Genomic DNA, 21742 nt, shown 5'->3' on the forward strand with positions numbered 1-21742 from the left:
TTCTTCTCCTTTAATCATTTACTTTATTTGTAAAACTTCTAATTCCAAATCCCAAAGCATCATCATCACAGACGTCGATACATCGACCACAATTGGTGCACTCACCGTCTGTAACTGAAATACTCTCTTTGTTTATCATATGCAAGACCTGGTTTTCAGGACATACCACCTTGCACTTCATACAGGCTGTACAGGCTCCATGGTCATGCTTGACCCTGACAAGGCTTGCTTTGCCTATAAGTGAATAGGTTGCCCCCAGGGGACACAGATGTCCGCACCAGCCGTTTTTGACCCCGAAGAGATCAAAAAGGAATATTGCTATGACCACCGAGATCCCTGCACCAAATCCAAAGATAATACCTCTTTGCATGATGGTAATGGGGCTCAGCGCTTCAAATGCGGCAATACCGACAATAGCTGAGACGATCAAGCCAAGTACCATGATCCAGTAACGTGCACGTCTTTTAAGAAAACGATAATTCACTTCTTCTTTGTCTAAATTAAGTTTGCGTCTGAGCCAGTTGGCCAGGTCCGTCACCATATTGATGGGACATACCCAGCTGCAAAAAGCCCTGCCGCCTACGATCATATAGAAAAGTGTGATGATCAACGCTCCCAAAAGTACATCTGCTCCCAACACAAAACCTGTAGCTAAAACCTGCAGTGTCGTGTAGGGATCAGCCAACGGGATCACACCGAAAAGCAGTGAGGATCCAAATGTACCTTTCAAAATAGTCCAACCATAAGCATTGGCACCAAAGTACAGTACCAAAAGCCCGATCTGTGTTACCCTTCTAAGAAGTAGATATTTTAAATTTTTCATTAATACTCTATCTCCTTATTCAAATAATCCACCGGCGCTTTTTCGCTTCGTTTTGTATGCGTTTCTATCTCTTCTGCTTTTCTGTTTCCTACTCTTTCCTGGTCTTTTTTGTCCCAACCTTTTACATAATGAGCTCCTGCTTTTCCTGTTGCGTGTTCACGCGGCAGTACAAAGATAGCCGGTTTTTCAGTCACACAGGCTTTTTCACACAAGCCGCATCCTGTACAGACATCCGAATGGACGACAGGCAGCAAAAATGCATGTTTTCCCGTTCGTTCATTCTTCATATACTCCAGCGATATCGCTTCATCCAGCAAAGGACATGCCCGGTAACAGGCATCGCACTGCAAGCCCCAAAAGGCAATACAGCTCTCTTTATGTACAATGGCCAATCCCATTTGGGCTTTATTGATATCCAGTTCTCCTTTTTTGTCAAGAAGGCTTGGCATATCCAAAGCACCTGAGGGACAGACCGGAACACAGGGAATATCATCACACATATAACAGGGAACATCCCTTGGTGTAAAGAACGGCGTACCTACCAGCCGGTGGTCGCCCCCTTTTGCCATTTGCAGGGTTCCAGGTCTTTGCTTTCCTGTCTCTTTGTCTATATTACTGTCACGATTATAGCACGCTTCCGCACACATTCCACACTTAATGCACGCATCAAGAAACGCTTCTTCTTTCAATGCCCCCGGCGGTCTGAGTACCAGCGGTGATGCTTTTGCTTCATCACAATAGCCACTCCACAACAATCCACCAAGAGCCGTTAAGCCAACGCTTTGAAGGGTCGTTGCCATGAACTTTCGTCTGTTGTTGTCGGAGTTTGCCATTTACTTATGCCTTTGTGATCTTAACTGCACATTTTTTGTAGTCTGTCTGCTTGGACATTGGACATGTCGCATCAAGACATACTTTGTTGATGAAGACTTTCTCATCGAACCAAGGAACGAATACCAAGCCCTGAGGTGGTCTGTTACGGCCTCTCGTCTCAATTCTTGCTTTTACTTTACCACGTCTACTTTCAACCCATGCAAGTTCGCCTCTCTTGAGACCTTTTGCTTTGGCATCACCAGGATGCATATAGCAGAGTGCTTCAGGAACCGCACGGAAGAGTTCAGGGACTCTCATGGTCATCGTACCTGAGTGCCAGTGCTCGAGAACACGACCTGTACATAACCATGTATCGTAAGTTTCATCCGGCATTTCCGGTGGATCCATATATGGTCTTGCAAATATCTTCGCTTTGTTAGGAAGTGCATATTTGCCAAGTTTTTTGTTTGGCCCTTTCAAGTCACCCTGAAGGATCTTTTTCGCCAATGGACCATAGAATGCGTGTGTTGACTTGCTGCCTGATTTTTTAACCGCTTTTGCCGCATACGGATCGTACTTGACGTTAAATCTCCACTGTGTCTCTTTACCGTCGACAACCGGCCACTTAAGTCCTCTTACTTTATGGTAAACAACAAATGGAGCAAGGTCATGTCCGTGTCCTCTACCAAAGCTTGCATACTCTTCCCAGAGATATTCCTGGATCATGAATCCGTAACCTTTGAATACCTTGCCATCAGAACCTATTACATTTCGGCTGTCACCAAGTGCTTCAGAGTTGTCATATCCTTTCTGAGGGAACTTGGAAGTATCGATTTTGTACGATTTTGCTTTTTTGTTCGCATAAAGGATCTCATACATCGTTGTATCTTCACTGTATCCCATTTTCTTAGCATCAGCGATGACGTTTGGAAGTTTTTTCTTATTTCTAAGTGTATAACCGCCCCAAAGGTCTTTCACGGTGAATCTCTTGGAGAATTCAACCCACTGCCATGTATCTGACATCGCGTCACCTACAGGAAGTACCTGCTGTCTCCAGTGCTGTGATCTTCTTTCCGCATTTCCGTAAGCTCCCCATTTTTCATAGATCATTGCTGACGGGAGTACAAGGTCGGAAACCATTGCTGAGATACCTGGGTATCCATCGGAAGTTACGATGAAGTTATCCATCTCTCTTGCCGCTTTGATCCAGTGTTTTGCAGAAGCTGAATCCTGGTATGCGTTACATACATTGACCCATGCAAATTTTACAACACCATCTTCGATATCTCTGTGGATCTTCATGATGTGCTGGTTACCTACAGGGTTCAATGTACCCGCAGGGATTCCCCATGTTTTTTCAGCATGTGCTCTGTGTTTAGGGTTTTTCACCATCATATCGGCAGGAAGTCTGTGACAGAATGTACCAACCTCTCTTGCCGTACCACATGCTGAAGGCTGACCTGTCAACGAGAATGCACCGTTACCCGGCAATGCCTGCTTGTTCAGCAGGAAGTGAACATTGTAGGAAAGTGTATTGACCCAGGTACCTCTGGTGTGCTGGTTCATACCCATTGTCCAGAATGAAACGACTTTTCTGTCTTTTTCAATATAGAGTGCTGCAAGATCTTTAAGTTTTTTCTTGAATGATTCAAGAGATTCGTTCGGATCACCTTTTGCGATCTTCGCTACATAGTCGAGCGTGAACGGTTCAAGTGACTTCTTGTACTCTTCAAATGAGATCTTCCAGTGCTTGAGTGTACCGGCTGTGTTCTTCATTGTATCACCTTCTTTGATACCATATGGTGCCAATGCCGGTGCCTCTTTGGCTGAGATCTTTTTCTCCATCTCTTTGTTGATGGTCTGCATCTCAAGAGCAGTGTATTTTCCTGCACTACCATCTTTCCTGACTGGTGTAATGGATTTTTCGCCTGCTCTTCTCATACCGTAACCGATGTTGAGTGGTCCGGCTGTAAAGACGATATTCTGCTTGACAAAATCCCAGTCGATTGCTTCAGGATGGTTATAAACGATCTCATGCGCAATATAGTTCCACAACGCAAGGTCTGTGTTTGGTGAGAAGATAATGTTAAAGTCACCAAGGTCACAGGTTCTGTGTGTATAAGTCTGGATGTTAACGACTTTTACTTTGTCAGGATTGGAAAGTTTTCTGTCCGTAACTCTTGACCAGAGGATCGGGTGCATCTCTGCCATGTTGGATCCCCAGGTAACGATGGTATCTGTAATTTCGATATCGTCATAACAACCTGACGGCTCATCGATACCGAATGTCTGATAGAAACCGACAACCGCAGATGCCATACAGTGACGTGCATTCGGGTCGATCGCATTCGATCTGAAACCGGCTTTCATCATTTTCTGTGCCGCATACCCCTCCATAATAGTATACTGACCGGATGCAAATACCGCTAAACCTTCAGGCCCTTTTTCCTTCAATGCTTTTTTCGCATACTTTTCCATCTCATCGAATGCTCTTTTCCAAGAGACAGGTCTGAATTTACCATGTTTGTCAAATTCACCCTTGTCGTTCATTCTGAGAAGCGGTGTTTTCAGTCTGTCCGCACCATACATGATCTTTGCATTAAAGTAACCCTTAATACAGTTAAGACCTCTGTTCACCGGTGCCGCAGGGTCACCCTTAACCGCTACGATCCTACCACCTTTGGTCGCAAGCATGATACCACAACCCGTACCACAGAAACGACATGCTGCTTTATCCCATCTCCAATCTTTCTGTGCGTCATTCGCTGCCGCGTTCAGACTGGATGGAACAGCAATTCCCACAGCGCTGGCCGCAGATGCTGCCGCTGCACTTTTTAGAAATTCTCTTCTATTTAAAGCCATATTACTTCCTCCGTAAATTGATTTTTGGTTATACGTCAAAAACCCTCTCAATATTCCTGCTATTCAGAATTATTAAGAGAGCCTCCACGTACAACTACGTATATAGTTTATCACAGCAGTGTCAAAAAAAAAGATGATTTATATCAAGAGAAGTAAATAATGTCATAAATGTGACAAATAGGTAACGCTTTAATTTAGAGTAAAATTATCTTAGATAAATTATAAAAATGATATTCGAATTAAGATTAAAATATATTGATGAAATAAAGAGTAAAGGACTCCTATTTGCTCAGGCAAGTGCCTGAAAGCATGCTTACGGTCTACATACCACCCAATGCCTGTTTGACATTATCGTCTGCCATAGAGATATTCCATGCCGGCTCCCAAACAACTTCCACTTCTACTTCACCCACATCTTCGATGCGTTCTACCGCCTCTTTGACCCAGGTGGTGATCATCTGATGCAAAGGGCATCCCTGTGTAGAGAGTGTCATGACGACATGAACATTGCAATTCTCATCGATGATCGCATCGTAGATCAGACCCATTTCAACCAGGTTGAACCCTACTTCCGGATCAATAACCGTAGAGATGGCATCGAAGACCGCTTCTTTTGTAATACTGCACATATCTTTTTCCTTTTTTATTGTATTGTTTACAGAGCAAAGCTCTGCTTCACACGTTGTCTTAGGCAGATTGCCCACACGACTAGTCGTGTCTGTTTTGGGTTATCACAGAGATTACCCCTATTATTTCCCGTACGCCAGCATCTTCCGCATCGTAACGAAGAGAAAGATCGCCCCTGCAAAGAGGAAACTGGCACCACCTTTAAAGAGAATATCATTCTCAAAGAGCAGTCCAAGGCCTCCAAGCACAACGCCGGACGCCGTGAACCAGAACATCATCGATGCTCCCTCTTTGGAGTACATTTCATGGAGCATCGGTACTTTCTCTTTACCTACCAAAGGTGCAAAACGTTCGAACCAGACCAGAAATGGAACGATCTTGTAAAGATGGCCTGTGATCATAGAGGAGATGAACCCCAGCAGCAGAAACCAGACCGATGCATGCAAGATGCTTTCCCTGCCGCTCATAAAATAGACCAGGCCCAGTACAATAGAAAGTATGAGTGCACCAAAAGCAAATATCATGGACTTTGCCCAGATATCCATCTCTTTACGTACCGTCAGTTTCGCAATGATATAGATCTGCCAGATATAGAAAAATATTCCTATTGTATTGACGGCATAGCCTATGTACATCAGCCACTCCTGGGCAAAAAGTGCCCCGGCAAAAACAATGGCTACACCGGTAATGACCAGTTTGAACGCTCTGTTGATCGCTGTCTCTTCAAAACCGTGCGCCAGTGAGAACATCGGTATGAGGATCAAAGAGAGACCAATGATGGTCAACACAACATACCCGCCCAGTACGGCATAGACATGGGCTTTGAGCATCAGTGTCACATCAATGCCAAGATCTCCGCTCAGTCCCAGTGCGATGGCAAAACCTGTCAAAATTCCCAGCAGCAGATAGCCGTTGCTCCATGCGACCGTTTCAACCGTCAAAGTCCGTATGGTTGTCTTTTTGAGCGTGGCAATGTTCTCTACAGCGAAGATGATCATGGCAACGAGTACCAGGAGCCCTCCATAGGGGAGCATCGCCGGCATAAGCCAGAAACCGAACACCATCAGGGAAGCACCGACCAAAAGCAGAGGAAAAATGACATAATAGACATCTACCACTGCATGCCCTGCTTCAAGGACCACCGGTATAAGCTGTGCCATGGCACCGAAGATGATCATCATCACAAAGCCAAGCAGAAAAAGATGTATCCACCCGGCCACATTCATCTGCGCATAACTGAATATCGGCTCAAAAAAGAGCAGTGCCAGCATGGAGAGCAGATAAAAGACCACGCCATAACTGAAAAAGGGCGAGATCAGTTTCAGCGGCGGCGCAAAATCACTGGAGATAGCTTTCATCTAACCTATCCGTGACAAGCGGCATCATTGAGGTTTGCATTTTCACTCTCTCCCGATTTATAGGAGAAGATCAGTTTGACACGGCCGTCATCCATTTTTTCTGTTTCAATATCGTAATTCTCACCGATCTTGTCAAGCAGTCCCATTGGTTTCTTGTGGTTGATCATAACCACTTTCTTATTGGGTCCGTCTATCATTTTGAGTCCCGCCATTGCATTGACCATCGGTTCAGGCGGTCCGCATTTGGATGTATCGAATTCAAAATACTGTGTTTCGCCCATCGTATAGGTAAAGAAAGGCACGGTTGCTCCAGGTACTTCTATAGCTTGTTTGTTTAATTCAGACATAATTACTCCTATTTAGTTTTTATCATTTTAATGACTTATATTTAAAATAAGCTTGATTTATATCAAGATTATGTCAAATAATGTCAAAATCATTTGAAATTCTTCCTGAAATATTCTTCCACCAGTTCGTCAAAATATTTCATTCGTTCTTTGCCCTTGGGCATTGTCGAGCGCAAGGCTTTCATTTTTTTAAGAAAATCCCCAACCGAGTTGGGAATGATCTTCTCGAAATGGCGGCGGATATGTTTGGCGAAAGCCGGAGAAGCTCCTCCTGTCGAAAAAGCGATGGTCAGATCATCCTTTTTGACATAGGAGGGAAAGATGAAATCACAATAGTCCGTATTGTCCACGGAATTCACCAGTATCCTGCTGCCCCTTGACTCTTCATGGATCGCTTTATGCAGATCCACTGTATCGGTTGCCACAATGACAATGTCGAAACCCTGAATATCCCCCTTTCTGTATGCCCGCTGATAAAGTGTCAGACAGTGGTTTTTGATCAGGCTGTCCGCCTCTACACTGACCTCGGAGGCGATCACTGTGATCTCTTTGGTGAAATCCACCAGTTTTTCAAGTTTTTCAGTAGCAATGGCACCACCGCCGACCACCAGCACTTTGAGGTTCTGCATATCCATGAACATGGGGAAATACGACATTGTGTTCCTTTATGTCAATTGTGTATCATAATTTAACAGAAGTTAATTACATTTACTTTGATATGTATCAATATATTTCTGCACTTATTAGCATATCTGCAATAATACTATATCTGACATTCCCGTATTTTTTCCATTTTTACAAATATATGCCATAGTGCCTATCGTATGAAAACAAGAGAAGGCAGAAACTCTTTCCTCTCTCCACCATACGGAGAGGAGGTCACAGGCTTACCTTAACGACAAGGATCTACCCGCACATTGTTGTTTGGATAGAGATAGATCTCAACCCTTCTGTTGAGTGCCATATTGCGTTCCGAATTGTTCGGTACCAGCGGCTTATTGTAAGAACATCCTGTCACATAACTTGGATTATTGATCCCCTCTCGATAGAGTCTGTCCGACACAGTCTTGGCTCTGCTTCGGGAAAGTCTGTAGTTGTAGTCGTATCCTCCCCTGTCATCCGTAAAACCTGCCACCTGTACGATCGTCTGTGGGTACTCACGAAGAATCCTGCCCACCTTCCCTACTTTATAGGATGCACTTGAGGTCAGCCTCGATGACCCTGTGGGGAACATCATACGGTCACGGAACATGATTTTCACATATCTGCCGTTATTGGAAACAATAAGGTCCTGATTGGGGTCAAGATAGGCGAGCGGATCATTATTGACCCCTGTACCGAGTGACCTTGCAATGTCATTGGCCTGCTGATCGAGGCTGTAACCGATCAATCCACCGGCTGCGGTACCAATTGCCGCACCGATCATGGTAGATTTTGTATCGTGACCTATCGCCTGTCCTGCCAGCGCACCAAGTGCTGCTCCGCCTATCAGTCCGTCTGTGGTATTGCTCGTTCCTGTGGAAGCGCACCCTCCAAGCATAGCTGCAACTACCGATACCAATGTGACTGTTTTGAATTTTTTGATGTACATCTTTTCTCCTTTTTGTATACATATTTTGTTATTATAGCTATAAATGTGTCAAAAAAGTGTCAAAAAACACAAAAACAATCGAATATTTCGTTAATATATATCAATCTTTGCTACACTAACACAAACTATAATAACCTTCCTGTGAACACCATTGGAATCGGAGACTTTATCGGCATATACCCTGCAGATAATCCCGAAGTGGCTATGACAAAAGTAAAGCCATCGGTTCTGTTAATTTTAATACCTGGAGAGATTTAATTCTATGCAAGACGAACTATTATACCAGATGCAAAACGCTTTTCCCATGACACAGCGGCCTTTCAAAGAGATCGCAGATGCTTTGAGTACGACCGAAGAGGAAGTACTCTCTACGGTACAGAAACTTAAAGATGAGAAGATCATCCGACAGACTTCCGCCATTTTCGATACCAAACGTCTGGGCTACAAGTCATCACTGGTCGCTTTCAAGGTAACTGAAGACAACATAGACGAAGCCGCACAGACCATCAATGCCCATCCGGGTGTCAGCCACAATTACCTCAGAAACCATGACTACAACATCTGGTTCACAATGGCTGTTGCACCCGACAGTAAACTGGGGCTTGAGAAGACCATCGAGATACTCAAAGAACAGACAGGCGCAGACGATGCCATCATTCTGCCGACACTGAAGATGTTCAAGATCTCTGTCAAAATGGACACCACAGGAAAACGCGCCAAGAAAGAGAAGGTCAAAAAAGCAGCCCATAAAGAGATAGAACTGACACCTCAGCACATCGCCGTCATCAAAGAGCTGCAAAAAGACATTACTGTTACATCGGAACCCTATAAAGAAGCGACTGAAAAACTTGGTATGGATTATGATGCATTCTTTACGATCGCCAATGAACTTAAAGAGAGCGGTGTCATGCGCCGTTTCGCCACTATCCTCAACCACAGAAAAGCCGGTTTCGGTGCCAATGCTATGTCCGTGTGGTCCGTACCGGAAGAAAAAGGCGAAGAGATAGGACGACAGATGGCAGAATTCTCAGCCGTCAGCCACTGTTACCTGCGCCCCTCCTACCCCAACTGGCCCTACAACCTCTTTGCCATGGTCCACGCCAAAACCCAGGAAGAATGCGACACGCTTATAGAAGAGATGGCCAAAGAAAGCGGTTTATCTGAATACGGAAAACTCTACTCAACCGTAGAGTTCAAAAAACAGCGTCTGGTCTATTTTGATGATGCCTTCAAAGAATGGGAGGAAAGCGTTTAGCGTTTATACACAAAATTTTGACACATTTGTCCTATACTTGTCAATATTTTTGAAAAAAATCCCCCATCAATCACACGAAGTGTGCCTGTCGCATCGAACGACCTTGCACCCCACTTACACTTTAGCGACAGGGGTATCGGCATTTAGTGCCAGAAAAGCGAAGCGATTCGAGAGATACGACGATTTTTTTGCTTCGTTTTTTTCTAAAAAAAATGAAGAGAAGAACAACACCTCAATTACCATAACAGGGAAATTGGACAAACGAAATAGATCTATAAAGATAGATTCCGGATCAAGCCCGGAATGACGTACATTTAATCCTTATACCCTATCTGCTCTTTAAAATGCGCGATACAATTTGTACAGTCCTTGATCGTATTGGTCTCGACGATGTTGTAGAGCGCCTCTTCATTCAAAATGGTGATCTTCTGGTTCTTCACCGTGATGATCCCCTCCTTCTTGAACTTGGTCAGAATACGCGAAAATGTCTCCGGCGTCAGATTGAGCATCGAGGCGATCTCGTTGTTCTTGAGACGCTGAAAAAGAGGAAGTTTCTGTGTCATAAGGTCAGCTACTTTCGCTTCGGAAGAGAGGACGGTCTCTTTGTGTACCAGAGCGGAAAGCAACGCGACTTTTCCGGTAAGAGACTTGATGATCTCCAGAGAAAAACCTGGATTGTCAAGATGTTTGTAGACGAAATCAAAAGGCAGAAGTCCCATCACACCATCTGTAAGGAATTCGCATGTAGCAGGGAAAGGCTGATTCTCAAAACAGGCATACTCGCCTATCATTGCCGGTGCAGCAAGACGATTGATCTGAATCTGCGTACCTTTGGGAGTGGTTTTGTAGAGTTTTATGTTGCCATCAAGCAGAATATGCAGGTATTTACTTTCATCTCCCTCATAAAAAACAATACTGTCTTTGGCATACTGTTTGATATGGGTCTGATCGTAAAGCTCTTTGAGATATGTCCCTGTCAGAGCCGAAAACATAGGAATCTCTTCAAGTTTATACATCTTAATACCTCTTTCATGTCTCTAAAGAGGGTACTATACTGTAAAAAAGATAAATATTCTCCTATATAACTGCGGATAAGCAGAGGAATTCGTGTTTTACTCCTGTTCGAACCAGGAAAGCTGCTCTCTAAGCTTCACCACTTCACCGACGACGATCAAACCAGGCGTCGGCAGATCCTTCGCTTTAGCATAGATCGTTTCCAGGGTTCCTACCACCGTCTTCTCATCAGGTGTGGTCCCCTTACTGATGACCGCTACAGGATAGTCTTCTGGTTTTCCGATCTCAATGAGTTTTTTGCAAATATATTTGAGACGGTGCAGCCCCATTAGAAAAATGATCGTATCATCACTCTTGTAATTCTCCCAGGGGATCTGAGACTGGTCTTTGTTCTTCGACTCATGGCCTGTTACTACCCTGAAAGAGACCGTGATACCGCGATGTGTCACAGGGATGCCGGCATATTCCGGTACCGCGATCGCCGAGGTGATCCCGGGGATGAACTCGAACTCTATACCGCGTTCTCTCAGGTAGATCGCCTCTTCACCACCGCGTCCGAAGACCAGGGGGTCACCCCCTTTGAGACGGACCACCTTCTTGTATTTCAGTGCAGACTGGTAGATCACTTCATTGATCTCTTCCTGCGGCAGCGTATGATGCGAATCCTCTTTTCCTACATAAATGAACTCACACCCCTCTTTTGTCTGCAAGAGAATATCGGGATTGGCCAGTCTGTCATAGATAATTACATCAGCCTGTTCTACCGCACGCAGTGCTTTGACCGTCAAAAGATCGATATCTCCCGGCCCTGCCCCTGTCAAATAAACTTTACCCATTAATTATTTCCTTTAATTTGTTCTTCCGTTAAATAGCATGATGGATCTTCCGCCCACATATCACCGTAGATCGCATAGGCACGGCTTCTTGAACCGCCGTTACAGATATTCAGGTATTGACATTCTACACATTTTCCGCCAAGCTCTCTCGGGTGCACACGCAACTTCTGCAGCAGTTCGGTCGGCTCGTTCGTCCAGATATCCGAAAAATCCTGTGTCAGGATATTGCCTATCTTCACAGGGAAGAATGGGTCAGGCTTTACAAAACCTTCGGAATCAATGTTAAGCAGTTTTCTTCCCGCAGAGTTTCCACCCCATTCAATGAGCCTTCTCTTCATCTCTTCGGCATATTCAGGATACTTTTTTTCAAATCTGTCATAGAAGAGGATCGCATCCATTTCCATGTTACCCGTAACGATCTCTATATCTCTGCCGCTCTCATAATATTCGAACGCTTTGTCCAGAATGTAGTTGACCGCTGTGATACGCTGCTCTTTGCTCAGGTCCATCTCCAGGTTCTCCAGCCCGCGTCCGCTGTAGACCAGGTGCGAGATGTAGACTTTGGGGATATTATGCTCTTCAGCCAGTTCGAAAATGAACTGCAGGTCATCATAGGTATCTTTGGTGATCGTAAAACGGATACCCACTTTGGTATTTCCGAAAGAGTTGAGCAGGTCGACCGCTTTCATCGACTCGACGAAGGAGCCCTTGAGCCCCCTGAAAGCATCATGCACTTCGGGACTGCCGTCAATGCTGATACCGATATAGTCAAAGGTATCAAGGATCTTCTCGGCATTGCTCTGTTTGACATACAGACCGTTCGTAGAGAGGTAGGTCACGATACCGAGTTCCTTGCAGCGCGCCGCAATGTCGAAGAGGTCTTTCCTCGTCAGAGGTTCACCCCCCGAAAAAATGAGGAACTTCACCCCGTTGGCTTTGAGTTTGGGCAGTGTTTCCATAATGTTCTCGGTCGTAAGTGTATCTACGGCATCGAGGTCCGCTTTGGAGTAACAGTGCAAACAGGAAAGGTTGCATCGGTTGGTAAAGTTCCAGATGGCAATGCTTCCGTCCAGTACCCTTGCAGGTTTGCCTGCCGTAACTGATTTTAGCAGGTTCGATAGTCTAAACATTTATTTGCTCTCTTTGCTTTTGGGTTTGAATGACAATATATACGAAGTGATCGCTTTGAGTTCTTCCGGTTTCAGAGTAAATGCAGGCATAGCATTTCTTTTATAACCAAAAAGTTTTGAAACAGAAGCAGGATCGGCAATCATCCCCTGTATCTCTTCTGCCGTTCTTTTGGATGCGATCTCGGCAAAAGGCGGTCCGAATGCTACGGCTGTCTGATGATGACATCCCCAACAATAGGTTTCAAATACCTTTTTCCCGCTCTCTGCCGATAACGGTATCCAACATGTCAAGATAATAAAAAAAGCTACTACAATCTTCTTCATATGGTCTGTCCTTAATGTAATAGAGGATGATAACAATTTTTTGATGTAAGAGACTTGATTTTGGACAAGAGAGTGGCTATTCCTACATATTTTTTGTAAAGGGAACTTCCAGTAATTGGTCATACCCATAACATCTCCAGCTTTTGTCCAGGCAGGGCACGCTTTTAAAGGCATAGCCACATAGCTATGTCAAAAAAGTGAAACGCAGCATGGGTGAAAGCTGGTGGTACCCTAAAGAAAGAGATTGATATAAATCAAGAGTAATTTTATCCTATTTAACTATAATCCAAAACTATTTTTCTCAATATATACAAGGCTATTCATGAAAACGAAAGAAATACTTTTTTTAATGCTCTTTTTGACACTCTTCTCCCAGGCTTCACTTGAGAACACCACCTGCAAAAAATGCCATCCCATCATTACCGAGGAGTACCAAAGCTCCATGCACAGCAGGGCATCCATCTTCAAGGACCCTGTACACAAGGCTGTATGGGACAAACATCCGGATAAAGCAAAAGGGCATTATAAATGTGCCAAGTGCCATACTCCTTCCGATCATGCACTGATGGCAGGCAAAACCAAACTGACCGACAATGCCGTACAGGAGAACGAACCGATCTCCTGTCAACAGTGCCACAGGATACAAAGCATAGAAAAACATGCCAAAGCGAACAAAAATGTCATGAGCAAAAAAGAAAAATACTTCTTCTCAGCCGATCCAAAAAGAAAAGGCAAAGAGATAGAATTCAAAGAGGAAAGCTCTCTCTTCGGCCTGATGACAAAAACTGTCGGTTCCCCTTACCACAAAATAGACTACGGCAATGAGAATTTCTATAACGGCAATGTCTGCATGGGGTGTCACTCGCACAAACAGAACGGCAAAGGCTTTACTGTCTGTGACCTTGAAGTGAAACAGAACGATTCCAAAGAGACCTGCATCACCTGCCATATGCCCAAGGTCAAAGGGACCTTTGTCAATCTGAAAGACAGTAAGACCCATGCATTCCATGGCGTGAACATCCACAAAATTACACCGGAACTGCTTTCAAAATACATAAAACTTTCTCTGAACAAAGAAGCAAATGGATTCAGTGTCACTGTAAAGAATGAAGCTACACATACCCTCTTCCCTCAGCCGCTCAGGCTGAATCAGTTGAGAATCAACATAGAAAGGGACGGAAAGACCATCGAGCTCAAACCGGTAAACTTTATGAGGGTCATAGGCACAAACGGTAAACCTTCCATGCCGTGGCTTGCGACGGAAGTGCTGAAAGACACGACCATCAAGGCGCATGAAACACGCAAGGTGACATTTGATACTGCCTTGCAAAAAGGTGACAGTGTCGTTGTGAAGTTCGGATACTACATTGCCAATCCAAAAGCGGCCAAAAAGCTGGGTATTCAAGACCCATATGCCACAGAATTCATCATCCTGACCAAGAAAAGATTTGAAATAGAATAGTCATACTACTTCCGTACACAGCTGTACGGAGGGTACAGTAAATAGATCAGCATTACCCAGAAAAACCCCAAAAACAATCCTTCTATCGCATCACTAAACCAGTGTACATTCATCCACTCTCAGCATCGGTCTATCAGTCAGGACATTTACGAGCATAAACAAAAATACCACAAGCCCTGTCAGAGAAAGGAAAATACTCCGGAGATATCTCTTCTATACTGTTTCATCCCGATTCTCTTCCAGGTGTTCCCGTGCGATCAGCCTGCCAAGCTCTATCAGCTCGTATGCTTTGTTGAATTCGTAAAAACCGCAGGCATTGTTCGGCACACCGATGATCATATCGGGAGCATACCCTGCCATTTTGCTCTCCATAATGGCATTTTGCATAATGTCGATCGTACGTCCCATTATGTCGAACATATCCATCTCATCAAACCTGTCGGTTTTCTCTCTTGCAAATAGCTCTTCTGTCTTTTTTGCCATTTGCAAAAAGACCTCCTGCATACCGCTTGCTTTCTCCTGCTCTTTCCTGGGAACATCTATCTGGTATTTTTTGGAGATATTTGCGGAGAGGTTCACAGCGATCGTCAGCTGTGTATCATCCGCGATCGTAGGAGCGATAGGCAAAGGATTAAGCACCCCGCCATCTACCAGATGACGCTCCCCAAGCTGTTTTGGGGTAAAAATAGACGGTATAGCAATGGAAGCTCTGATGGCATCTATGAGCCTGCCTTTCTGCAGCCAGACCTCTTTTTGTCTGATCAGGTCCGTTGCCACAGCGGTAAATGCTATGGGAAGCTCTTCAATATGCACACCTCCTACCATCTCTTCGATCACGTCAAATACTTTCTCTCCCTGAATGATGCCTGTCCCGGTAAAAGAGAAATCGACCAGCTTTGCCACATCTATCAGGTCCAGTCCCAGTACCCACTCTTTATAGGCATCCAGTTTGCCACAGGCATACAGGCCGCCGATGAGCGCTCCCATGGAGGAACCCGAGACCGACCTGATATCATAGCCATGTTTCAATAGTTCTTCTATGACACCGATATGCGCATACCCTCTTGCCCCACCGCTTCCGAGTACCAGCGAGATCGTTTTCTTATCAGCCATGTTCATCTCCTATCCGAATATTGTATCCAAATCATCCCCGCAGGACAAAATGTCAGAACAGTTTTCCTATCTTCCTGAACCCGTACCAGTATAGCAGCACTCCCAGAAGCAGAACACCTCCAAAATAGGGTAAAAGATCGATAAACTCCGTGCCACGGAAGAAGATGCTCTCACTCCCCTCGATATAATAACGCAGCGGCGAAAAAAGTGAAAGAAACTGGAGTGCCGGATGCATGGCGTAGATCGGGGTCCAGGCACCGCTGAGAAAGATCAGCGGCATCATAATGATGATGGATAGCTGTGCTACCTGCATCGTACTTTTGGAAACGGCGGCAACGAAAAGGCCGATACCCGCGCTGGAAAAAGAGTAGAAGAATGTCAGCAGCATAAACGTCCAGAACGAGCCGTTCATCGGGGTATCGAATGCACCGAAGATGACAAAGCCCAGGGCCAGAAGCACACCGACCATCACGATCATTACCTGGGAAAGTGATTTGGCCAGGATGATCAGTTTGGGGTCGACCGGCATCAGCAGCATAATATCCCAGGTCCCCTCCTCTTTTTCACGTACGAAGACCACCGCTGTGAGGATGACTATCAGCAAGGTGATGACGGAAAGCATCTCTGTCAATGCCATAAAGGAATGGTTGTCCGCATTCTGGTTGAAGAGTTTATGCGACTTGATGACGACGGGGAAATTGGGCTTTGAAAAATCCATCACGATATTCTGAAGATAACCCAGTGTCGTAAAACTCTGGCTTGCAGCAGTCGCATCAAGAAGAAGATTGAGCTGTGCCTTTTTGCCCTGGCGGAAATCCTTTTCGAAATCCTGGTCAAAGAGAATGCCTACCAGTATTTCCTTATCAAAAATGGCACGGCTGAGCGCCTCCTGTGATTTGAAGCGTCGCGGGGGGAGGAACTCCGGTCTGTGCAGGCGGGAGAGGATCTTCTGGCTGATACCTCTTCCGGTATCATCCACATACCCAATCTTTACGTTCCGCGGGGTGATCTGTATCCCCTCGCCGGCAATGTAGATGTCTGCCGTAAACGAATAGAGCACCGCCGCAACCAGCCCAATGGAGCGCAGGAAACTCAGAATCTCTTTACCGAACACCACCCAGAATACACGGCTCATTTCAGCTCCTTCTTCAAAAGAGTACTACCCAGAACAAGCAGGAGTGTGGCATAGATGATGAGGATCCCGAGATATTCAACTGTCTTGGCGGAGGCGAGTCCTGTCCCGGAGAGAAAACAGTCATAGATAATATGGTTGAAATACATGACCGGGAAAAGATGCGCTTCAATGTAAGACTCACCGGCCATAGAAGAGATCGGCATCAGGATCCCCGAATAGAGAAACCCCGGAATGATCGTGATAATGATCGTAAGTACCACCGCAACAATCTGCTGCCTGGTGATAACCGATATCAGCATCCCGATGGAGAGACTGATAAGGATATAGATCTCGGCAGCAAACCAGTAGAGCATAAAACTCCCCCGAAACGGCACATCGAAAAGTTCCGTCGCCCAGAGAAAGAGAATGAAGATATTGAGTGAATGGAGCAGAAAGCCCGGTATCAGTTTCGCTGCAAGGAACTCTCCCCTTCCCAAAGGGGAAGCATAAAAGTTGAATATCGTCCCCCTCTCTTTTTCCTTGACGATCATCAGTGCCGAGAGTATGGCTGGAGCCACAAGCAGTACCAGCCCCATCAGTCCGGGGACGATGGCATCTGCATCACGCATTGCCTGATTGAAGAGATTCCGGCTGTTGATGCTGATCATACCGCTTTGCCTGCCAAGCGATCCGCCTACGCTCTGAGCAGTATCGAGGATGACCCCCTGAACATAACTCTCCATCGTCATACCCCTGTTGGGAAAGGCACCGTCGACGAACACACCTATCTCACTGTGCTGTCCATACAGAATACGTTTTTCGAACGAAGCAGGGATAATGACAATAATGTCGGCCTTTGCCTGCTTGATGCGATGCAGGGCCTCGGCTTCGCTCATCTGTGTGACCTTGGCGTTGAAATATTTGGAATGCTCGAATTTCGCTGTCAGCATTCTGGAAAAATGGCTGTGGTCGTTGTCGATGATAAGCGTTCTTGCATGTGTCACGTCCATACGGATCCCGTAGCCAAAAAGCAGCATGATCATGCTGGGCAGCAGATAGACCATGATGATCAGCTTCGATCGGAACAGTTCAGTGAATTCTTTGAGCATATAGGCCTTGACAACGGAGAATTTCATGATTCGCTCCTGTAGTAGCTCAGAAAGATATCTTCAAAGTTCCGGGCTTCGGGATGTTTGGCGTAGAGTGCTTTGACCGTATCATCTGCGATCTTCCTGCCCTGGCGCATCAGAACGACCCGGTCGCAATACTCCGCCTCACTCATATAGTGTGTCGTGATCAGGATGGAGATTCCCCATGATATCTTGAGCCGGTGCAGCATCTCCCAAAACTGCGCTCTGGCGATCGTATCGACTCCCGAGGTCGGTTCATCGAGAAAGAGAATGACCGGTTCATGAAGCAGTGCCGCTGCTACTGAAAATCTCTGATTGATCCCCAGCGGCAGTTCACCGGGCAAATGCTCCATATACGCATCGAAACCAAGCTCCCGCGCATAGCGGTTGATACGTTTGATCGCTGTAGAGACAGGGATACGGTGCATATTGGCAAAATAGATCAGATTCTCCCGTACCGTCATATCTTTATAGAGGGCAAAATGCTGGCTGACATAGCCTATCTTCGCCTTGAGCACCTGGCGGTCATCACTGCTTCGGATACTTTTTCCCAGTAGCGTAAGTTCACCTTCATCAATAGGATAAAGCCCCAGCAGCATCTTCATAAAGGTGGTCTTGCCTGCACCGTTTGCTCCCAGAAGCCCCACGATCTCTCCGCCTCCCAGTCTCATATCGATATGATCGTTCGCGGTAAAGTCACCGAAACGCTTTGTCAGTCCCTTCACTTCCATCACAGTTTCGGGTATCTTCGTTTCACCTTCACGTGCATCTATCTCTATCTTTGGTAATGCACGTTTTTTCCTGAGTGCATTGACAAAAAAGAGCGCTTCGAGTGTCGGTTCGGCATGGGAAGAGGAGAGAACGTCGAGACTGTAGCTACGTTTGTCAAAGGTAAAGCAGTCACTCTGGGCATTTTCTTTTTCAGGACAGCCTCCCTCTTCAAAGGTATACTCCCTTACAGAATCTATGAGCTCCGGTACCGTTCCCCTGGCAATGATCTCACCTTCGTCAAAAAGCAGTACCCGGTCCATTTTGGCTGCTTCCTGCATATAGGCCGTACTGACCAGTACGATCGTCCCTTCTTCTTTGCGTATATTATCGAGGATCTCCCACAGTTCCAGACGGCTGAGCGGATCGACCCCGGTGGTGGGTTCATCGAGTATCAGCAGTTTGGGTCGGTGCAGAAGGGTACAGATAAGCGAGAGTTTCTGCATCATTCCGCCGCTGAGCTTGCCTGCCTGACGATTGGTAAAATCCGAAAGACCCGCCATATGCAGAAGCTTCTGCCGATAGGTTTTGTACGAAGCATCCTGTCTGAGATTGCGAATATTCGCAAAGAACGATAAATGTTCTCCTACCGTAAGTGTCTCGTAAAGTACCAGACCAATCCCCTGCGGCATCAGTCCTATATACGGTTTGATCTTCTCCGCCTCTTTGGGTGAATGGTACACCTGTTCAAAATAGCTGATCTCCCCTTCAAAGCGGAGCACACCGGCAACAGCATGCATCAATGAACTCTTCCCTGCACCGTCCGCACCGATAAATCCGATAATCTCTCCGGCATTGGCCTGAAGAGATGCTGATTTGATCCCGACCTGTTTTTTGTAGGAGACCTCTACATTTCTGACTTCAAGATCGGCCATAATATCTCACCGTAAACAGTAACATAAGCAGTGACGTTCCTGCCAGAGAAAAGAGCAAAGAACTCTGCATACCGAAATGTTCCCATATCATACCGCTGATATAGGCCCCGACCGCACCGAACAGTGCCACCCCGGCATAAAAGACACCGTAGACTGAACCTCTGTTATCCGCATGTTCTGAAATGAAAGCCCGGTTGGCATTGAGTGAAGCAACTGTAAAAAGGCCGAGAAAGGCATAAGCGACCCAAGTGAAGATCGGATCATGAAGGTACAAAAGGCCCTGTGCAGCTACACCGCAGACATAGGCGAACAGTAAAACATGTTTGGCGCCTATCCTGTCGATGAATATACCGAACGTATAGCTTGTCAATGTCTGGGTGGCGGTGGAAACGACAAAAAGGAGAGGAATAAGGGCAGTGGCGATACCCACCTCTTTTGCCTGCATCGTAAAAAAGGCATCGCTGAAAACAAATAAGAGAAAAAGAAAATAGAAGAGCAGAGAGACAATGGTCTGCTTGTCTCTCTTCGTCAACATAAATGTCTGCTTCGAAGGTATCACCGACTTGGGAATATCCCGTACAAAGAAGGCAACGATGATCAACCCTATGATTCCGGGTATCAGTGTTGCATAAAAAACAGTCCGTATCACTGTTTCACTTTGGCCGAAATACCATAGCAGCCCAAAAAGGATCAGTGTACCGCTGAGTTCTCCGGCAATGTCCATTGTTTTATGAAATCCAAATGTTTTTCCCGAAGCATTGGCTTTGCTGTAGCTTGAGATCATAAGATCCTTGGGGGCAGAACGCATTCCTTTACCCAAACGCTCGAACGCTTTGAGCGCCGCCACGCTTTTATAGCCATGACTGAAGCCTATCAGCGGCTTGCTCAGTGCCGAAAGTGCATACCCTCCGACGACTAGAGGCTTGACAATGCCGTACCAGTCGGAAATGTATCCCGAGAGCAGACGAAGCGCATAGGAGACAAAAGTGGCGATGGCAACGATGATCCCCAGTTTGTCCATTCCTTGATGCAGTACAACCACGACAAAAATAGGCAGGATGGGATTGATCATCGCAGACGCCATATCGGTAAAGAAACTTACCCACCCCAGCATTACCACATTTTTGTCGATATTTTTCATAACACCGGTATCTCATCGAGTGATCTGGGTAATCCTTTGCCGTCTATGGAGATGACTCCGATGGCGGGAATACCCAGTTTCAAAAGCGGGTCGACCTTCAATGGTTTCAAATGAACGGCAAACACACGCTGTATCCTGTCGCTTCGTACGCTCACTTCTTTGGGTGTGAACTCTGCCTGCTGTGCGACATTGACCACTTTGGCTTCTATGGGCCTGTTCGGGTAGGCATCGAGAAAGATCACCGCTTTGTCCCCTATTTTGATCCTGCCGTTCTGCAGGGTGTCCACAAAGATCTTCAGATACAGGGAACGGGGATCTATCAGGGTTGCTACAGGCATTCCTGCACCCACCACTTCACCGACATTGGCGATCTTTTCCACCGTATAGCCGTCTATAGGGGATCTCAGCGTTAATTCAGCAATGATCGATTCTACCTGAGCCTTCGATGCGTCCAATGCTTTGATATTTTCCTTGAACGCTTCAATGGAAGATTCGATGGAAAGTATCTGCTTTTGGGAAGCTTGCGCTTCCTTGACCGCGCTTTGGGCCACAGAGATAGCGGCTTCGATCTCATCACGCTGCAGCAGCAGTGCGTCATACTTGTCCTGTTCCGTATCGACTTTCAGTTTTGAAAGTTCAAATGCATGGGAATCGATCGCTTTGCTTTTATAGAGAAACACGGAGCGCTTATGGTCCCTTTTTGCCTGTTCCAATACTTTTTGCTGGGCTTTGATATTCTCTTCAAGGACTTTCAGCTTCGTCTGTGTCGACTTCAACTGCTCCTGCGCCTTTTTCAGTCCGGCAGGAATGGTCGTTCTGGAGATCTCCAGTTCGATCTGTTTGGCTTCGAGCGTTTTTTTCTGCGCGCTGATCTGCGCCTCTATCTGTGCTTTCTGCGATTCATACTCTTTGCTTCCAAGAATGGCGACGATCATTCCTTTTTTAACGACCGTACCGTCATCCACCGTTATTTTTTCAACACGTCCCGGATATTTGGTGTTGAGGTTGGTCAGATCACCGTCGATCCGACCTGTACCCTCTACAAGATTTTCCGGAAGCACTTTAGGGTGCAGTTTTGCATAAATCATCACCCCCGCAATCACTATGAGTATAGCTGCAACGATACCTATCCAGTATTTTTTGATGATTTGCATTTTTT

20 protein-coding genes are annotated in these 21742 nt (G+C 45.8%); 2 read left to right on the forward strand and 18 right to left on the reverse strand.

From position 1 onward, the window contains the following. Positions 1–10: 10 nt before the first annotated feature. The 8 genes from napH to YH65_RS09590 form a co-directional block, all read right to left on the reverse strand. A complete protein-coding gene (gene napH / locus YH65_RS09555) occupies positions 11–823 on the reverse strand; it encodes a quinol dehydrogenase ferredoxin subunit NapH (RefSeq protein WP_046551665.1) in 813 nt (270 codons plus the stop codon). Continuing rightward, positions 823–1656 (reverse strand): ferredoxin-type protein NapG, encoded by an 834-nt coding sequence (gene napG, locus YH65_RS09560; RefSeq protein ID WP_046551666.1) that lies wholly within the window; start codon positions 1654–1656, stop codon positions 823–825. The genes napH and napG overlap by 1 nt, the downstream gene beginning before the upstream one ends. 4 nt (positions 1657–1660) lie before the next feature. Beyond that, positions 1661–4498: a nitrate reductase catalytic subunit NapA gene (gene napA, locus YH65_RS09565; protein WP_046551667.1), complete on the reverse strand. Its 2838-nt coding sequence runs from the start codon at positions 4496–4498 to the stop codon at positions 1661–1663. Between the two features lie 320 nt (positions 4499–4818). Further along, entirely contained in the window at positions 4819–5127 is a 309-nt protein-coding gene (locus tag YH65_RS09570; protein ID WP_046551668.1) for a metal-sulfur cluster assembly factor, read from the reverse strand. Between the two features lie 120 nt (positions 5128–5247). After that, positions 5248–6483: a hypothetical protein gene (locus YH65_RS09575; protein WP_046551669.1), complete on the reverse strand. Its 1236-nt coding sequence runs from the start codon at positions 6481–6483 to the stop codon at positions 5248–5250. Between the two features lie 5 nt (positions 6484–6488). Continuing rightward, positions 6489–6830, reverse strand: coding sequence for a hypothetical protein (locus YH65_RS09580; RefSeq protein WP_011979989.1), 342 nt, complete (start codon positions 6828–6830; stop codon positions 6489–6491). Positions 6831–6919: 89 nt separating this feature from the next. After that, positions 6920–7486: a precorrin-2 dehydrogenase/sirohydrochlorin ferrochelatase family protein gene (locus YH65_RS09585; protein WP_046551670.1), complete on the reverse strand. Its 567-nt coding sequence runs from the start codon at positions 7484–7486 to the stop codon at positions 6920–6922. A 236-nt stretch (positions 7487–7722) separates the two neighbouring features. After that, positions 7723–8421, reverse strand: a complete 699-nt coding sequence (locus YH65_RS09590) for an OmpA family protein (protein ID WP_046551671.1) — start codon at positions 8419–8421, stop codon at positions 7723–7725. A 262-nt stretch (positions 8422–8683) separates the two neighbouring features. On the opposite strand from YH65_RS09590, the gene ahbA reads away from it, so the two are divergent. Next, the gene (gene ahbA / locus YH65_RS09595; protein ID WP_046551672.1) at positions 8684–9676 is read left to right on the forward strand and encodes a siroheme decarboxylase subunit alpha; all 993 of its coding nucleotides are present in this window, start codon (positions 8684–8686) and stop codon (positions 9674–9676) included. Between the two features lie 314 nt (positions 9677–9990). Here the strand turns inward: ahbA and YH65_RS09600 are convergent, their stop codons facing one another. The 4 genes from YH65_RS09600 to YH65_RS09615 form a co-directional block, all read right to left on the reverse strand. Beyond that, on the reverse strand, positions 9991–10692 hold the full coding sequence (locus YH65_RS09600) for a Crp/Fnr family transcriptional regulator (protein WP_046551673.1): 702 nt from the start codon (positions 10690–10692) through the stop codon (positions 9991–9993). Between the two features lie 96 nt (positions 10693–10788). Next, complete coding sequence (gene cobA, locus YH65_RS09605; RefSeq protein ID WP_011979985.1) at positions 10789–11526, reverse strand: uroporphyrinogen-III C-methyltransferase; 738 nt, start codon at positions 11524–11526, stop codon at positions 10789–10791. After that, a complete protein-coding gene (locus YH65_RS09610; protein WP_046551674.1) occupies positions 11526–12656 on the reverse strand; it encodes a radical SAM/SPASM domain-containing protein in 1131 nt (376 codons plus the stop codon). Before YH65_RS09610 ends, cobA begins: the two co-directional genes overlap by 1 nt. Further along, positions 12657–12980, reverse strand: a complete 324-nt coding sequence (locus tag YH65_RS09615) for a c-type cytochrome (protein WP_011979983.1) — start codon at positions 12978–12980, stop codon at positions 12657–12659. It lies immediately after the preceding gene. 322 nt (positions 12981–13302) lie between these two features. Here YH65_RS09615 and YH65_RS09620 point away from each other — a divergent pair, with 322 nt between their 5' ends. After that, positions 13303–14442, forward strand: coding sequence for a multiheme c-type cytochrome (locus YH65_RS09620; protein WP_046551675.1), 1140 nt, complete (start codon positions 13303–13305; stop codon positions 14440–14442). Positions 14443–14655: 213 nt separating this feature from the next. Here YH65_RS09620 and YH65_RS09625 read toward each other — a convergent pair whose 3' ends face one another. From YH65_RS09625 to YH65_RS09650, 6 genes are read right to left on the reverse strand one after another with little or no spacing between them, the layout of a single operon-like run. After that, positions 14656–15555: a patatin-like phospholipase family protein gene (locus tag YH65_RS09625; RefSeq protein ID WP_046551676.1), complete on the reverse strand. Its 900-nt coding sequence runs from the start codon at positions 15553–15555 to the stop codon at positions 14656–14658. Positions 15556–15607: 52 nt separating this feature from the next. After that, the gene (locus tag YH65_RS09630; protein ID WP_046551677.1) at positions 15608–16690 is read right to left on the reverse strand and encodes an ABC transporter permease; all 1083 of its coding nucleotides are present in this window, start codon (positions 16688–16690) and stop codon (positions 15608–15610) included. After that, positions 16687–17805, reverse strand: coding sequence for an ABC transporter permease (locus YH65_RS09635; RefSeq protein WP_046551678.1), 1119 nt, complete (start codon positions 17803–17805; stop codon positions 16687–16689). The genes YH65_RS09630 and YH65_RS09635 overlap by 4 nt, the downstream gene beginning before the upstream one ends. Further along, complete coding sequence (locus YH65_RS09640) at positions 17802–19442, reverse strand: ATP-binding cassette domain-containing protein (RefSeq protein ID WP_046551679.1); 1641 nt, start codon at positions 19440–19442, stop codon at positions 17802–17804. Before YH65_RS09640 ends, YH65_RS09635 begins: the two co-directional genes overlap by 4 nt. Beyond that, the gene (locus YH65_RS09645; RefSeq protein WP_046551680.1) at positions 19429–20583 is read right to left on the reverse strand and encodes an MFS transporter; all 1155 of its coding nucleotides are present in this window, start codon (positions 20581–20583) and stop codon (positions 19429–19431) included. The genes YH65_RS09640 and YH65_RS09645 overlap by 14 nt, the downstream gene beginning before the upstream one ends. Next, the gene (locus YH65_RS09650; protein WP_046551681.1) at positions 20580–21737 is read right to left on the reverse strand and encodes an HlyD family secretion protein; all 1158 of its coding nucleotides are present in this window, start codon (positions 21735–21737) and stop codon (positions 20580–20582) included. Before YH65_RS09650 ends, YH65_RS09645 begins: the two co-directional genes overlap by 4 nt. Positions 21738–21742: the final 5 nt, after the last annotated feature.

This window comes from Sulfurovum lithotrophicum (assembly GCF_000987835.1).
GTDB classification, from domain to species: domain Bacteria; phylum Campylobacterota; class Campylobacteria; order Campylobacterales; family Sulfurovaceae; genus Sulfurovum; species Sulfurovum lithotrophicum.

What these genes read in the sequence shown, in the direction of transcription:
- napA (WP_046551667.1), bottom strand. Translation starts at nt 4,498, where the DNA reads ATGGCTTTAAATAGAAGAGAATTTCTAAAAAGTGCAGCGGCAGCATCT.
- YH65_RS09630 (WP_046551677.1), bottom strand. Translation starts at nt 16,690, where the DNA reads ATGAGCCGTGTATTCTGGGTGGTGTTCGGTAAAGAGATTCTGAGTTTC.
- YH65_RS09590 (WP_046551671.1), bottom strand. Translation starts at nt 8,421, where the DNA reads ATGTACATCAAAAAATTCAAAACAGTCACATTGGTATCGGTAGTTGCA.
- YH65_RS09650 (WP_046551681.1), bottom strand. Translation starts at nt 21,737, where the DNA reads ATGCAAATCATCAAAAAATACTGGATAGGTATCGTTGCAGCTATACTC.
- YH65_RS09610 (WP_046551674.1), bottom strand. Translation starts at nt 12,656, where the DNA reads ATGTTTAGACTATCGAACCTGCTAAAATCAGTTACGGCAGGCAAACCT.
- YH65_RS09600 (WP_046551673.1), bottom strand. Translation starts at nt 10,692, where the DNA reads ATGTATAAACTTGAAGAGATTCCTATGTTTTCGGCTCTGACAGGGACA.
- YH65_RS09640 (WP_046551679.1), bottom strand. Translation starts at nt 19,442, where the DNA reads ATGGCCGATCTTGAAGTCAGAAATGTAGAGGTCTCCTACAAAAAACAG.
- cobA (WP_011979985.1), bottom strand. Translation starts at nt 11,526, where the DNA reads ATGGGTAAAGTTTATTTGACAGGGGCAGGGCCGGGAGATATCGATCTT.
- YH65_RS09645 (WP_046551680.1), bottom strand. Translation starts at nt 20,583, where the DNA reads ATGAAAAATATCGACAAAAATGTGGTAATGCTGGGGTGGGTAAGTTTC.
- YH65_RS09575 (WP_046551669.1), bottom strand. Translation starts at nt 6,483, where the DNA reads ATGAAAGCTATCTCCAGTGATTTTGCGCCGCCGCTGAAACTGATCTCG.
- YH65_RS09570 (WP_046551668.1), bottom strand. Translation starts at nt 5,127, where the DNA reads ATGTGCAGTATTACAAAAGAAGCGGTCTTCGATGCCATCTCTACGGTT.
- YH65_RS09625 (WP_046551676.1), bottom strand. Translation starts at nt 15,555, where the DNA reads ATGGCTGATAAGAAAACGATCTCGCTGGTACTCGGAAGCGGTGGGGCA.
- YH65_RS09615 (WP_011979983.1), bottom strand. Translation starts at nt 12,980, where the DNA reads ATGAAGAAGATTGTAGTAGCTTTTTTTATTATCTTGACATGTTGGATA.
- YH65_RS09620 (WP_046551675.1), top strand. Translation starts at nt 13,303, where the DNA reads ATGAAAACGAAAGAAATACTTTTTTTAATGCTCTTTTTGACACTCTTC.
- YH65_RS09635 (WP_046551678.1), bottom strand. Translation starts at nt 17,805, where the DNA reads ATGAAATTCTCCGTTGTCAAGGCCTATATGCTCAAAGAATTCACTGAA.
- YH65_RS09585 (WP_046551670.1), bottom strand. Translation starts at nt 7,486, where the DNA reads ATGTCGTATTTCCCCATGTTCATGGATATGCAGAACCTCAAAGTGCTG.
- YH65_RS09580 (WP_011979989.1), bottom strand. Translation starts at nt 6,830, where the DNA reads ATGTCTGAATTAAACAAACAAGCTATAGAAGTACCTGGAGCAACCGTG.
- ahbA (WP_046551672.1), top strand. Translation starts at nt 8,684, where the DNA reads ATGCAAGACGAACTATTATACCAGATGCAAAACGCTTTTCCCATGACA.
- napG (WP_046551666.1), bottom strand. Translation starts at nt 1,656, where the DNA reads ATGGCAAACTCCGACAACAACAGACGAAAGTTCATGGCAACGACCCTT.
- napH (WP_046551665.1), bottom strand. Translation starts at nt 823, where the DNA reads ATGAAAAATTTAAAATATCTACTTCTTAGAAGGGTAACACAGATCGGG.